The sequence below is a fragment of the Salinicola peritrichatus genome (assembly GCF_003206715.1).
In the GTDB taxonomy this organism is placed as follows: Bacteria; Pseudomonadota; Gammaproteobacteria; order Pseudomonadales; family Halomonadaceae; genus Salinicola; species Salinicola peritrichatus.
This window is the reverse complement of the sequence record NZ_PZJU01000007.1, coordinates 1-13463: the sequence shown is the minus strand read 5'-3', so window position 1 is coordinate 13463 and position 13463 is coordinate 1. Positions and strand designations below refer to the sequence as shown.

General features: G+C 63.7%; 13 protein-coding genes. 5 read left to right on the top strand and 8 right to left on the bottom strand.

Annotation, left to right across the window (positions count from 1 at the left end; translation table 11 throughout):
• Window positions 1-754: 754 nt before the first annotated feature.
• Both gluQRS and dksA read right to left on the bottom strand, forming a co-directional pair.
• Window positions 755-1654 carry a tRNA glutamyl-Q(34) synthetase GluQRS gene (gene gluQRS, locus DOM57_RS03180; RefSeq protein ID WP_239496103.1) on the bottom strand — a complete coding sequence of 300 codons (900 nt, stop codon included), beginning with the start codon at window positions 1652-1654 and terminating at the stop codon, window positions 755-757.
• A 64-nt stretch (window positions 1655-1718) separates the two neighbouring features.
• On the bottom strand, window positions 1719-2156 hold the full coding sequence (dksA, locus tag DOM57_RS03175; protein WP_110647790.1) for an RNA polymerase-binding protein DksA: 438 nt from the start codon (window positions 2154-2156) through the stop codon (window positions 1719-1721).
• Window positions 2157-2403: 247 nt separating this feature from the next.
• Between dksA and DOM57_RS03170 the strand changes: the two genes are divergently transcribed.
• Together DOM57_RS03170 and sfsA are read left to right on the top strand one after the other, a co-directional pair.
• Window positions 2404-3573: an aminotransferase class I/II-fold pyridoxal phosphate-dependent enzyme gene (locus DOM57_RS03170; RefSeq protein WP_110647789.1), complete on the top strand. Its 1170-nt coding sequence runs from the start codon at window positions 2404-2406 to the stop codon at window positions 3571-3573.
• Window positions 3570-4331 carry a DNA/RNA nuclease SfsA gene (gene sfsA, locus DOM57_RS03165; RefSeq protein ID WP_110647788.1) on the top strand — a complete coding sequence of 254 codons (762 nt, stop codon included), beginning with the start codon at window positions 3570-3572 and terminating at the stop codon, window positions 4329-4331. The genes DOM57_RS03170 and sfsA overlap by 4 nt, the downstream gene beginning before the upstream one ends.
• Before the next feature lie 28 nt (window positions 4332-4359).
• Here sfsA and metW read toward each other — a convergent pair whose 3' ends face one another.
• The 5 genes from metW to DOM57_RS03140 form a co-directional block, all read right to left on the bottom strand.
• Window positions 4360-4956 carry a methionine biosynthesis protein MetW gene (gene metW, locus DOM57_RS03160; RefSeq protein ID WP_110647787.1) on the bottom strand — a complete coding sequence of 199 codons (597 nt, stop codon included), beginning with the start codon at window positions 4954-4956 and terminating at the stop codon, window positions 4360-4362.
• Window positions 4956-6113 carry a homoserine O-succinyltransferase MetX gene (metX, locus tag DOM57_RS03155; RefSeq protein ID WP_110647786.1) on the bottom strand — a complete coding sequence of 386 codons (1158 nt, stop codon included), beginning with the start codon at window positions 6111-6113 and terminating at the stop codon, window positions 4956-4958. Before metX ends, metW begins: the two co-directional genes overlap by 1 nt.
• Before the next feature lie 101 nt (window positions 6114-6214).
• Window positions 6215-6805: a YggT family protein gene (locus DOM57_RS03150; protein WP_110647785.1), complete on the bottom strand. Its 591-nt coding sequence runs from the start codon at window positions 6803-6805 to the stop codon at window positions 6215-6217.
• A gap of 54 nt (window positions 6806-6859) precedes the next feature.
• Entirely contained in the window at window positions 6860-7699 is an 840-nt protein-coding gene (gene proC / locus DOM57_RS03145; RefSeq protein ID WP_087720466.1) for a pyrroline-5-carboxylate reductase, read from the bottom strand.
• Window positions 7700-7765: 66 nt separating this feature from the next.
• Window positions 7766-8476 (bottom strand): YggS family pyridoxal phosphate-dependent enzyme, encoded by a 711-nt coding sequence (locus DOM57_RS03140; RefSeq protein ID WP_110647784.1) that lies wholly within the window; start codon window positions 8474-8476, stop codon window positions 7766-7768.
• 39 nt (window positions 8477-8515) lie between these two features.
• On the opposite strand from DOM57_RS03140, the gene DOM57_RS03135 reads away from it, so the two are divergent.
• Both DOM57_RS03135 and DOM57_RS03130 read left to right on the top strand, forming a co-directional pair.
• A complete protein-coding gene (locus tag DOM57_RS03135; RefSeq protein ID WP_110647783.1) occupies window positions 8516-9550 on the top strand; it encodes a type IV pilus twitching motility protein PilT in 1035 nt (344 codons plus the stop codon).
• Window positions 9551-9596: 46 nt separating this feature from the next.
• A complete protein-coding gene (locus DOM57_RS03130) occupies window positions 9597-10730 on the top strand; it encodes a PilT/PilU family type 4a pilus ATPase (protein WP_110647782.1) in 1134 nt (377 codons plus the stop codon).
• 5 nt (window positions 10731-10735) lie between these two features.
• On the opposite strand, the gene DOM57_RS03125 is transcribed toward DOM57_RS03130, so the two are convergent.
• Window positions 10736-11851 carry an anhydro-N-acetylmuramic acid kinase gene (locus DOM57_RS03125; RefSeq protein WP_110647781.1) on the bottom strand — a complete coding sequence of 372 codons (1116 nt, stop codon included), beginning with the start codon at window positions 11849-11851 and terminating at the stop codon, window positions 10736-10738.
• 154 nt (window positions 11852-12005) lie between these two features.
• Here DOM57_RS03125 and tyrS point away from each other — a divergent pair, with 154 nt between their 5' ends.
• Window positions 12006-13205: a tyrosine--tRNA ligase gene (gene tyrS, locus DOM57_RS03120; RefSeq protein ID WP_110647894.1), complete on the top strand. Its 1200-nt coding sequence runs from the start codon at window positions 12006-12008 to the stop codon at window positions 13203-13205.
• Window positions 13206-13463 lie beyond the last annotated feature (258 nt).

Here is a 13463-nt window from a genome sequence, read left to right as displayed (position 1 = left end):
AAGGATGCTTGCAACGTCCATGCCGCTTCTTCTTGTTCGTGATGGCGCATCGCCTTGAATACGCACCACAGTCGCCGAACGATAGCGCAATGAAGGCGTTGTCGTTGTCTAGCTTGTTGAGCGACCACCTCGTATTCAAAGCAATAATCCAACCACGACAGGCAATGCCCTTTCCGGTTCTTGTTGTTGTTCCGGCAAGTCTTCAGCTGACGGGGAAGTTTATTGTTGTTGCCCCGCTAACGAAGAACGTCGCGTCCTGATTTTTGACTCCGAGGGATTGTTGTTGTTAGCCCCTTTTCCGCCTGCAAGGCCGTTGTTGTTGTTATCGGCTCGGCGGCAGCGAGTCGTGGATATCTGCGCCGTATTGTTGTTATTGGCGACGCCTGGGTCATCGGCCGATCGATGGTCTTGTTATTGTTGGGTTCGATCGGCGCCCGCTGTTGTTTTTCTTGTCATAGATATTGCACTCACCGTGCCACTCCGTATTTTTTTCAGCCCTGACAACCATTTGCTGTTTCTGGTCCGTGCCAACCTCTTAGTCGTTTGCTGTCACTGTTCAGTAACCTGATTCATAACAGGGCACGAGAGGTTAGCCATGCTTGTTCGTGGTGCATCATTGGGCTGCGATGGCGACAGGGTGGCGCAAAATGGCTTCAGTTTCGCTTAGACCATAGTCTTCAATCGATAGTCTTCAGCCGAAGGGGGCAGGCAAATTCTTGGGCAGAAGGAAACGGCACCGCAGGTCCCGGCGGCTTCAGACCAGGGAACCGGCGCGGGTCGGTGTTGCCGTCAGCGACGCTGGTGCCCAGTTGTCCAGGGCCTCGGCCAACTGCTCCTCGACGGAGGCGAGACGCAACGATTCGGCCGGCTGCTGGTCGAGAAGTTGCAGAGCCTGGTGCAACAACGGACGTGCGGAGTCGCTGTCCTGCGGAATGGGAGGGGCCAGATTCTGCTTGGAGAGTTTCTGACCGTCGTCGCCGAGAATCAGCGGCAGATGAAGATAGCGTGGCTCGGGATAACCCAGCGCCGCCTGCAGCTGGCGCTGCCACGGAGTATTGTCGAGCAGATCGAAGCCCCGCACGATATCGGTGACGCCCTGATCGGCATCGTCGACCACCACGGCCAGTTGATAGGCCCAGAGGCCGTCCTTGCGTTTGAGCACGACATCGCCCAATGCCGTGGGATCGAAGCGCTGCTCGCCGAACAGACGGTCGTTCCAGATCACGGGATTGATGCCCAGATCGCCCCGCAGGCGCCACGCCTGGGGCCGCTCCGGATGGCGTGGGGTTTCCCGGCACCAGCCCGGATAGTGGCCATATCGTTGCCACTCCTGGCGCGAACAGCCGCAAGGGTAGGCCATGCCGATGTCGATCAGACGCTCGAGCGCGGCTTGATAGGCATCGCCGCGCCGGCTTTGATAGCGCGCCTCGCCATCCCATTCGAGGCCGAATGCTGCTAGCTGGCGGCGGATGGTGTCGTCAGCGCCGGGCGGGCAGCGCGGCGGATCGATGTCTTCGATGCGCAAAAGCCAGCGGCCGCCGACGGCACGGGCATCGAGCCAACTGCCGAGGGCGGCGGCAAGGGAGCCAAGGTGGAGTGGGCCGGAGGGCGTCGGGGCGAAGCGACCGATGTAGTTCATCGTGACCGGAGACATGGGGACGGTAGAAACAAAACGGGCACCAATGCGGTGCCCGTTCATGAGTGCGATGGCCAGGCGCTTAACCGCCGAGCTGTTTTTCCTTGAGCTCGGCCAGCGTCTTGCAATCGACGCACAGCGTGGCGGTCGGGCGCGCTTCCAGGCGACGAATGCCGATTTCCACGCCGCAGGCCTCGCAGAAGCCGTAATCTTCTTCGTCGATCTTCTCGATCGTTTCGTTGATCTTCTTGAGCAGCTTGCGCTCGCGATCACGGGTACGCAACTCCAGGCTGAAGCCCTCTTCCTGCGTGGCGCGGTCGGCCGGGTCAGCAAAGTTGTTGGCTTCTTCCTGCAGATGACGAACCGTGCGGTCGACCTCTTCCATCAGATCCTGTTTCCAGCCGAGCAGGATCTCACGGAAGTGCGCAAGTTGCTTTTCGTTCATGTACTCTTCACCCGGTGCCGGCTGGTACGGGGTGAATGCTTTGGGCGCTTCCGTTTTCTTTTCCGCTACTGGCATGGGGGCTGCCTCGTTACGCAAGTGTCTGACGCGTTTGTCCTGGCCGAGGATCGGCCGTGGGCAGCATGAGCCACTGCCCGAAGCCATGCTTATTTAGCGAAAAAGTTGCCGCATTGCAACCGAATGCGCGCTTTATTTTTCTCATCATCCTCGCCAACGCTGATCGACCGGAACCGTACCGATGGCACCATTATCGGTCAAGTTCGAGGGTTGATCACCATCGTTTTCTGCACGGGGGACCAACGACATGCCATGGAGCGACCGCCTTGCGGCAGTTGAGCCGTTTCGCGTCATGAGGCTTCTGGAAGCTGCGCAAGCGCGGGAGGCCGCCGGTCACGACGTCATCCATCTCGAGATCGGAGAGCCCGACTTTCCGACGCCATCCGCGGTGATCGAGGCCGGGCAACAGGCCTTGGCCGCGGGACATACCCGTTATACGCCAGCCTGCGGCCTGCCGGCCCTGCGCCAAGCCATTGCCGGACACTATCGACGATGGCACGGCGTCGATCTCGATCCGGCCCGGGTCATCGTCACGCCGGGGGCCTCCGGTGCGCTGCTGCTGGCCAGCCAGTTATTGGTGCAGCGTGGCGATCGGGTGCTGATGGCCGATCCCACCTACCCCTGCAATCGTCACTTCATGGCACTGGCCGAGGCCACGCTGGATACCGTCGCCGTGGGCCCCGAGAGCGGCTGGCAGCTCGATGCCGAACTGGTTGCGCGGCACTGGCGACAAGAGACGCGCCTGGCGATGCTCGCCACGCCGTCAAACCCCACCGGGCACATGCTCTCCGCCGAGGCCCTGACCCAGGTCGGCGCGGTCGTGGCCGCGCATGGCGGTGACCTGCTGGTGGACGAAATCTATCAGGGGCTCTGCTATGATCAGCCGCCGGTATCGGCCGTGGAGTGCGTGCCGGACGCGTTCGTGATCAACAGCTTCTCCAAGTACTTCGGCATGACCGGCTGGCGGCTGGGCTGGCTGGTGGTGCCCGGAGCGGCGGTCGAGCCATTGACGCGACTGGCGCAGAACGTCTTCCTGGCACCGCCGACGCTGGCCCAGCATGCCGCGCTGGCAGCCTTCACGCCCGCCTGCCTGGATGAGCTGGAACGTCGGCGGGCCGAGCTGCACCGACGCCGCGACGCGCTGCTCGGCGCGTTGGCGCGGCTGGGACTTGCACCCTCCCAGCCGCCGCAAGGGGCATTCTATGTATGGCTGGACGTCTCCGCCCACACCGACGACAGCCAAGCCTTCTGCCGCCAGCTGCTGGAGGAGGAGAACGTGGCAATCACGCCGGGGGTGGACTTCGCGGTGCGCGGCGGCGAGTGCCATGTACGCATCGCCTTCACTACCGATGTCGCGCGTCTCGAAGAAGCGGTTTCACGCCTCGAGCGGTTCCTGGCCCGGCGAGGCCGGCAATGATCGATGGCGCTCTGGTTCCCGGCACGCTGCTCAGACGCTACAAGCGGTTTCTGGCCGATATCCGGCTCGACGATGGCCGCGAAGTGGTGGCGCACTGTCCGAATACCGGCTCGATGCGGGCGGTCAACGTGCCGGGCTGTCGTGTCTGGCTGTCGCCGAGCACCAACCCGGCGCGCAAGCTGGCCTGGACCTGGGAACTGATCGAGCTGCCCGACGGGATGAACGGCGTCGACTGGGTTTCGGTGCATACCGGACGCACCAATGCATTGGTCGAAACGGCCCTGCGAAAGGGCACGATTCCCGAACTGGCGGATTTCACCCAGCTCAAGCGCGAAGCGAAGGTCGAAGGCGCCCGGCTCGACTTTCGCCTGGAGGACGCGGCCGGCAGGACGATCTTCGTCGAGGTCAAGCAGGTCACGTTGAAGGAGAGCGACGGCCACGGCTATTTCCCCGATGCCGTCAGCGAGCGCGGTCGGCGACACCTGACGGTGCTGGCGGAGCTGGCCGCGCAGGGCCATCGCAGCGTGCTGCTGTTCTGCGCGGCGCATACCGGCATCGACGACGTGGCCGCGGCGGCGCATCTCGACCCGGCCTACGCCCGGGCGTTGCGCGAGGTCGCCGAGCGCGGGGTGGAGATTCTCGCCTATGGCTGTCGGGTGACGTTGGTAGAGGGACGCCCTGTCGGACTGTCGCTCGATCGCCGCCTGGCGGTCGACCTCGAACGCCGCTGGCGGCCGGATCTTTTCGAGATCGAGTGAGCCTTCCGCGGATCCAACCTGACAGCCGTCAGCGTCCGCGCCGCACGCGGAAGATCGCCGTTTCGCCGAACAGATTGGGCCACAGCCGCGAGCTCCAATGGCCCTCGTGGTCGGCGCTGCCAACGGCCTGATCGACGATGGTCACGCCCTTGTCGCGACACAGGTTGGCGAAATCCCGAAACGTCGACAGGTGGATGTTGGGTGTGTCGTACCAGGCGTGCGGCAGCGAGCGCGACACTGGCATGCGCCCGCGCAGGGTCAGATGCAGGCGGTGCTTCCAATAGGCGAAGTTGGGGAAGGCGATGATGCATTCCGGCGCCACCCGCAGCATCTCGTCGAGCATGACATCGGGGCGACGCAATGCCTGCAGCGCTTGGGTCATGATCACCAGGTCGCAGGCGTCGTCATCGAAATTGCCCAACCCGTCGTCGAGGTTCTGTTCGAGCACGTTGACCCCTTTGCCCAGACACGCGGTGATGCCCTCGGGATCGATCTCCAGCCCGTAGCCGGAGACGTTCTTGTGCTTGGCCAGGGCCGCCAGCAGGGTGCCGTCGCCGCAGCCCAGGTCGAGGATACGGGCATGTTCCGGCACCCAGTCGTAGATCAGTTCGAGATCCGCGCGCATCAGGCCGCCTCCCCGCTGAGCTCGACGTGAATGCGTCGCATGAAACTGCCGAAGACTGCTTCGTAGTGGTCGTTGGGCAGCAGAAAGGCGTCATGACCGTGAGGCGAGTCGACGTTGACATAGCTGACCGACTTGCCGGCGCGCAGCAGGGCGTTGACGAGTTCACGCGAGCGTGCCGGGGCGAAACGCCAGTCGGTGGTGAAACTGACCACCAGGTAAGGGCAGGCGACCGGTGCCAGCGCCGCGGCCAGGTCGCCGCCGTGCTGGCCGGCGGGATCGAAATAGTCCAGTGCCTTGGTCATCAGTAGGTAGGTATTGGCGTCGAAGCGGGTCGAGAAGGTATCGCCCTGATGGCGCAGGTAGGACTCCACCTGAAACTCGACGTCGTAGCCGAAGTTCAGCTGATCGCTGCGCAGGTCGCGACCGAAGCGCGAGCCCATCGAATGCTCCGAGAGATAGGTGATATGACCGATCATGCGCGCCAGCTTGAGCCCCAGCTTGGGAATGGCCTCATGCTCGGCGTACCAACCATCATGGAAATCCGGGTCCGAGCGGATGGCCTGACGGGCGACTTCGTTGAAGGCGATGTTCTGCGCCGAGAGCCTGGGCGTGGCGGCGATCACCGCCACGTTGGCGACGCGTTCGGGATAGGCGATCGACCACTGCATCGCCTGCATGCCGCCGAGACTGCCACCGACCACGGCGGCGAAGCGCTCGATACCGAGGCGGTCGGCCAGGCGTGCCTGGCTGTGTACCCAGTCGGCCACCGTCATCACCGGGAAAGTGGGTCCCCACTGGCGGCCGGTCTCCGGGTTGAGGCTGCAGGGACCGGTGCTGCCATGACAGCCGCCCAGATTGTTGAGCGAGACGACGAAGAAGCGGTCGGTGTCGATCGCCTTGCCGGGGCCGATGTAGGCGTCCCACCAGCCGGGCTTGCGCTCATCGGCGCTATGGTAGCCGGCGGCGTGATGATGTCCGGACAGCGCATGGCAGACCAGCACGGCGTTGTTGCGCTCGGCACTGAGCGTGCCGTAGGTCTCGTAGATCAGCTCGAAGCGTTCGAGCGTCTTGCCGCAGGCCAGCGCCAACGGCGATTCGAAGGTCGCGATTTGCGGTGTGACCAGACCGACGGAGTCGGACGGGAAGGAAGCGGACATGAAACGGGATGTCTCCAGATTCTACGGGGGCGCAAGGCCTGGGGCGGCGGCAGGATACCCCGAACGCCGCAGGAGTCGACTCCCGCGGCGGCTGTGCGTGCTCAGAAACCGACCAGCGCCCCGGGCAGGCCGGCGGCACGGGCCAGCGAGCCGACCACGATGCTATCGAGCAGATTGATGGCGATGAACACCACGATCGGCGACAGGTCGATCATGCCCAACGGTGGGATTACCCGGCGCACCGGCGCCATGATCGGCTCGACGATCTGCATTACCAGCAGCGCTCCGGGATGACTCGCCTGCGGTGCTACCCAGCTCAGGATGATCATGATGATCAGCGCGAAGAAGTAGATCTTGAGAATGGCGTTGAGCACGCCGGCGATGGCGGCGAGCAGGATGCCCTGCAGCGGCGGCATGCCGAATCCGGCGAACTGGAAGATGGCGATGATCACGATGACCTTGAGCAGAAAACCGACGAACAGCGTGGCGATATCGATACGGCCGACGGGGCGCAGAAACTTCTGGATCGGCGCGACGACTGGCTGCGTTGCCTTGACGATCCCCTGGCTCATGGGGTTGTAGTAGTCCGCCTGCGAAAATTGCAGCAAAAAGCGCAGCATCAGCACAAACAGATAGATGTTGACCAGCGTGTTGACCAGCATCAGGCCGGCGCTTCCGAGATTACTGCCCATGACTTTCTCCTAGTGATTCGGCGAGTTCCATTCCGACTCGGTTCAATTCTTGTTTCACTCCCCCGAGAGCTCGCGCGACAGTTCGCGGGCGCGTTCGGCGCAGGCTCGAGTGGCGCGACCCACGATATCCGCCAGGCCCGCTTCCTCGAATGTCTGGATCGCACGCTCGGTGGTGCCATTGGGTGACGTGACGCGCCGGCGCAGTTCGGCGGGATCGAATTCGCTCTCCCGCGCCATCTTGGCGGCGCCGAAGGCGGTCTGCAACGCCAGCCGGCGAGCGCTCTCGGCAGACAGGCCCAGTTCGACGCCGGCCGCTTCCAGCGACTCCATGAACAGGAAGAAGTAGGCCGGGCCGCTGCCGGAAATGGCGGTGACGGCCTCGATCTGGGCTTCCTGCTCGACCCATTCGACCAAGCCTACCGATTCCAGCAGTTCGGTGGCGAGGCGGCGCTGAGCATCGCTGACCCGATCGTTGGCGTAAAGGCCACTGGCGCCCGCACCGACCAGCGAGGGCGTATTGGGCATGCAACGGATCAGGGCCAGACCGCCGCCCAGCCAGCGATCCAGCGTCGCGACGTCGAGCCCGGCCGCCACCGAGACGATGAGTGGGCGACGCGCCTGGACGGATTCGCGTAGCGACAGGCAGAGGTCGCGCATCATCTGCGGCTTGACCGCCAGCACCACGACATCGGCCTCTTCGATCGCGGCCAGATTGTCCTGCATTGTGCGGATGCCGTAACGCTGGCTGATGGCGTCGCGTTTTTCCTGGCTACGCGACGTGGCGACGATGGCCTCGGCGGGGTAACCGCTGCCGAGCATGCCACCGAAGATGGCGCTGGCCATGTTGCCGGCGCCGATAAAGGCGATATGGCTGGGTTGGGGCGAGTCGGTCATGGCAGAGTCCTTGAGAGTAGTCCTGTCGGTCTAGGAAGAGGCGGGCATCGATACCGTCAGCTTCTGTCAGCTTCTGAAAGGAGGGCGGCTGCCGAAGATGGCGGTACCCAGGCGAACGATGGTGGCGCCCTCCAGGACGGCGGCTTCCAGATCGTTGCTCATGCCCATTGAAAGCGTGTCCAGGGGCGCGTCGGGGAAGCGCCGCTGCAATTCGGCCAGCGCGTCGGCGACCTGGCGAAAAGCGTGGCGCTGCTGCTGCGGATCGTCGCTGGGCGCAGGCAGTGCCATCAGCCCGCGCAGGCGCAGATTGGGTAACTGCAGCAGCGCCTCGGCCAGCGCCGGCAGGGCATCGACGCTCACGCCCGCCTTGCTCGCTTCGCCACTCACGTTGAGTTGCAGGCAGACGTTGAGTGGCGCCAGCGTTGGCGGCCGCTGGTCGGCAAGGCGCCGGGCGATCTTTTCGCGATCGACGCTATGTACCCAGTCGAAATGCTCGGCGACGTCGCGGGTCTTGTTCGACTGCAAGGCGCCGATGAAATGCCACTCGATGCCAGCCAGATCGGCCAACGCCTGCTGTTTCTCCAGCGCTTCCTGCAGGTAGTTCTCGCCAAAAGCGCGTTGACCGGCATGATAGGCCTGTCGCAGCATGTCTGCCGGCTTGGTCTTGCTGACCGCGAGCAGGGTGGCCGCATCCGCCGCGCGACCGGCCGCCGCCAGTGCCGCCTGAAGCCGCTGGCGGGCGGAATGGAGAGACTCGGACACCGATGCATCTGGCATACTGGGTAGCGACCTTACGCAGGGGATAGAACAAAAACCATGGATATTACCGAACTGCTGGCGTTTTCGGCAAAGCAAGACGCCTCAGACCTGCATCTTTCCGCCGGGCTGCCGCCGATGATTCGCGTCGATGGCGACATGCGCCGGCTCAACGTGCCGGCACTCGACGATAGCCAGGTCAAACGTCTGGTCTACGATGTCATGAATGATCGCCAGCGGCGCGACTTCGAGGCCGAACTGGAAACCGACTTCTCCTTCGAGGTGGCTGGCGTTGCCCGTTTCCGCGTCAACGCCTTCACTCAGAGCCGTGGCGCCGGGGCGGTGTTTCGTACGATCCCGAACAAGGTGTTGTCGGTCGACGATCTGGGCCTGGGCGACGTCTTCCGGCGTCTGTCGATGCTGCCGCGCGGGCTGGTGCTGGTCACCGGGCCGACCGGCTCGGGCAAGAGCACGACGCTGGCGGCAATGATCGACTACATCAACAGTAATCGCCAGGAACATATCCTGACCATCGAGGATCCGATCGAATTCATCCATCAGAGCAAGCGCTGCCTGATCAATCAACGCGAGGTCCATCGCGATACCAAAGGCTTCGCGCCGGCGTTGCGCTCGGCCCTGCGCGAGGACCCGGACGTGATTCTGGTCGGCGAACTGCGTGATCTGGAAACGATTCGTCTGGCGCTGACCGCGGCCGAGACCGGCCATCTGGTCTTCGGTACCCTACACACCACCTCGGCGGCCAAGACCATCGACCGCATCATTGATGTGTTTCCGGGAGACGAAAAGGGCATGGTGCGTTCAATGCTGTCCGAGTCCCTGCAGGCAGTGATTTCGCAGACGCTTCTCAAGCGTGACGGAGGGGGGCGCGTTGCGGCTCACGAGATCCTGGTGGCCACGTCGGCGATCCGCAACCTGATTCGCGAAGGCAAGGTGGCGCAGATGTATTCGGCGATCCAGACTGGCGGCAACCTGGGTATGCAGACCTTGGATGCCGCGCTGTCGCGCCTGGTTGCCGATGGTGTGGTGACCCGCCAGGAAGCGCATGCCAAAGCGCGTGTCGGAATCGAAAGCTAGCCCAGTCCATGCGCCGCGCTCCCAGAACGAGGCCCCAGGAATCGTTATGACCCCGTCCCAATGGTTCGAACAACTGCTCGATATCATGCTGGCCAAGCAGGCATCGGATCTGCTGATCTCCACCGGTGCGCCGCCTTGTCTCAAGCTCGATGGCAAGCTCGTGGCGCTCGGCGATGTACCGCTGCAGCCCGATCAGGTCCGAGAACTGGTGGCGGCCACGTTGCCGCACGGCCGCCGCGAGGCGTTCGAGGAACAGCATGAAGCCAACTTCGCCTTGAGTTTGAGCGGCAAGGGACGATTTCGTATCAGCGCCTTCTTTCAGCGCAGCCAGCCGGCAATGGTGGTGCGGCGCATCGCCTTCGACATCCCCGATCTCGAAACCCTGGGGTTGCCGGATGTCGTCGCCACGCTGGCCTCCATCCGTCGTGGCCTGGTGTTGATCGTGGGCGGGACCGGAAGCGGCAAGTCGACGACGCTGGCGTCGATGATCCAGCACCGCAACCGCACGACCGGCGGCCATATCATCTGTATCGAGGATCCGATCGAGTACATGCATCCGCACCGGCGCGCGATCATCAATCAGCGCGAAGTGGGGATCGATACCGAGTCCTACGAGGTGGCGTTGAAAAACGCCCTGCGCCAGGCGCCGGACGTGATCGTGATCGGCGAGATTCGCAGCCGCGACACCATGGAGCTGGCGCTCAGCTTCGCCGAAACCGGGCATCTCTGTCTGGCCACCTTCCATGCCAACAGCGCCGATCAAGCGATCGAGCGCATTCTCAGCCTGTTTCCACCGACGCGTCACGAGCAGGTGTGGATGGACCTATCCCTCAATTTGCGCGCCGTGGTCGCCCAGCAGTTACTGCCGCGCCAGGATGGCGTCGGGCGCTGCGTGGCGACCGAAATTCTGCTCAAATCGCCACTGATCAGCGAATTGATCCGGCGCGGCGAGGTCGGCGAACTCAAGGACCTCATGCGCCGCTCCCATGAGCAGGGCATGCAGACCTTCGATCAAGCGCTCTACGCGCTGTTCCGCCGGGGGTGCATCAGTGAGGGCGTCGCGCTGTCACATGCCGACTCGGCCAACGATCTGCGCATGTTGATCAAGTATGGTGAGCAGCGCGCCAAGGCCGGCGACACCGGCGCCGGCGATGCATTCACGCTGCTCGACGACGACTAGCCGGTTCACGGCGCATAGACGCCACCCAGCACGCGCGGGCCGCGGGCGCCGGTCACCTCGGGCAGGTTGCCCGGCAATCCTCGCAGGCGGCGCCACGCCAGCCAGGCAAAGGCGCCGGCTTCCAGCCAGTCGGCCGACCAGCCGAAATCCTCGCAGGCGAGCATCGATACCCCGGGCAAGCGAGTGGCGAGGCGCTGCATGAGATAGGCGTTGCGTGCGCCGCCGCCGCAGACGATCAGGTCGGTGTTTCCCGCATCGATGAACGGTGCCGCGGCGCGGGCGACGCTGGCTGCCGTCAATTCGGCCAGGGTGGCTTGAACATCGGCCGCGGCTTCCCGCCCCGTCAGGCGGGAGGCGACCCAGTCGAGATGGAAGCGTTCGCGTCCGGTGCTCTTGGGCGGCGGCGCGGCGAAGTAGGGGTCGTCGAGCAGGCGCTCGAGCAGGGCGCCATCGACACGTCCGCTGGCGGCCCAGCTGCCGTTCTCGTCCACTGGGCCATTGCGATGGCGGCTATGCCAGGCATCGATCAGCAGGTTCGCCGGGCCGGTATCGAAGCCGAGCACCGGCCGTGGCGCATTCCTGGGGGCAAGTCGTGTCAGGTTGGCGATGCCGCCGAGGTTGAGCACCAGCCGGGTGCGCTCATCGTCGGCGAACAGCGCCTGGTGGAAGATCGGGGCCAGCGGCGCCGCCTGTCCGCCGGCGGCCATGTCACGGCGACGGAAGTCACCGACGACCCGGCAGCCGGTCAATTCTGCCAGCCGGCTGGGGTTGTCGAGCTGGCAGGTAAACGGAGGGATGGCGTCGGGTGCATGCTCGATGGTCTGGCCATGGCTACCGATGGCGCTGATGTCGCCCGGCTTCAGGTCGTGGCGCTGGAGCAGCGCTTTCACCGCCCGCGCCTGCTGGTCGCAGAACCCGCTTTCGGCGGCGCCGAGGGCGGCGAAACCGACCTGACTCGCTTGGGTCAGCTCGAGTAGCGCCGCACGCAGATCGGCACCCAGTGGCAGGCAGAGCGCATCCACCAGTCGAGGAATCCGTTGCGGGTCGTCGTCGATTTCCACCAGGGCGGCATCGACGCCGTCGAGACTGGTACCGGACATCAAGCCCACGAAGAGTGGCATGGTTTCCTCCTGGCTGGGCGAGGTTCAGCGATGGCGAGTGACTCGTGCTACCATTGCCGCCTTTCCAGGGCGTGTCATCCATGGCTGCCTGGGCGCCTGGCAACCAATGAACGAGACGCCCCAACCCGATACGTTTGTAGTGGAGACGGATACGATGACCGAGGTCGCCGATGCGCTGGCGTTGATTAAGCGTGGCACGCAGGAGATTCTGATCGAAGACGAGCTGGTAAGAAAGCTCGAATCCGGTCGTAAACTGCGCATCAAGGCGGGTTTCGATCCCACGGCGCCCGACCTGCACCTGGGCCACAGCGTACTGTTGACCAAGATGCGCCAGTTCCAGGACCTTGGTCACGAGGTGATCTTCCTGATCGGTGATTTCACCGGGCGTATCGGCGATCCCACTGGCAAGAACGTCACCCGCAAGCCGCTGACCGAGGATGAGGTCAAGGCCAACGCTCAGACCTATCGCGAGCAGGTATTCAAGATCCTCGATCCCGGCAAGACCGAGGTTCGCTTCAATGCGGAATGGTTCGGCCAGATGTCGGCGGCCGACATGATCGAGCTGGCGGCGCAGAGCACCGTGGCACGCATGCTGGAGCGTGACGATTTCGAGAAGCGTTACCGCGCGGGGCAGTCGATCTCGATCCACGAATTCCTTTACCCCTTGGTCCAGGGCTACGACTCGGTGGCGCTGAAGGCCGACATCGAGCTGGGCGGCACGGATCAGAAGTTCAACCTGCTGATGGGGCGCGAGATCCAGAAGCACTTCGGTCAGGAGCCGCAGGTAGTGATTACCATGCCGCTGCTCGAGGGACTCGACGGCGTGCAGAAAATGTCGAAGTCGCTGAACAACTACATCGGTGTCGACGATACGCCGGGCGTGATGTTCAACAAGCTGGTGTCGATGCCCGACAGCCTGATGTGGCGTTACTTCGAGTTGCTGTCGCTGAAGTCCAACGAGGAAGTCGAGGCGATTCGCCAGGATATCGAGCAAGGCGCCAATCCCCGGGACATCAAGATGCTGCTGGCCCGCGAGCTGATCGCGCGCTATCACGGCGAAGAAGCCGCGGCGACGGCACACAAGTCGGTCGGCAATCAACTGGCGGATGGTGAGTTGCCCGAGGATCTGCCGGAGGTGACGATCGAGTTCGAAGGTGCGCCCCGGGTGCCGATCGCGGCCGTGCTCAACCGCGCCAACCTGGCCAACAACAGCGCCCAGGCCAAGGACATGCTCAATAACGGTCGGGTCAAGGTGGACGGAGAGGTCATCGCCAAGGACGCAATGCTCGACACCGGCCGCAGTTACGTCATCCAGGCCGGCAAGAAACGTTATGCGCGCGTTTTGCTGAACTGACCGGCACGCGCCATTGCTCTCATGACGCCCGCCCTACGCGGGCGTTTTGCTATCTATTGGACCGGCTGGACAACTTTTTTGCCGCGAGGGCTTGCCAAGTCGGGCCGGGGTCCGTAAAGTACGCATCCGCTGGCGACGAGACAGGCTCTCGACGGCAGCGGAGAGACAAGCCAAGCGATTGATTCGATTGAACAAATCAAGCATCGTTAGGCAGCGAGGCAAGCGGTTGGGCTTCACGGTTTCTCCAGGGTTCGCGGC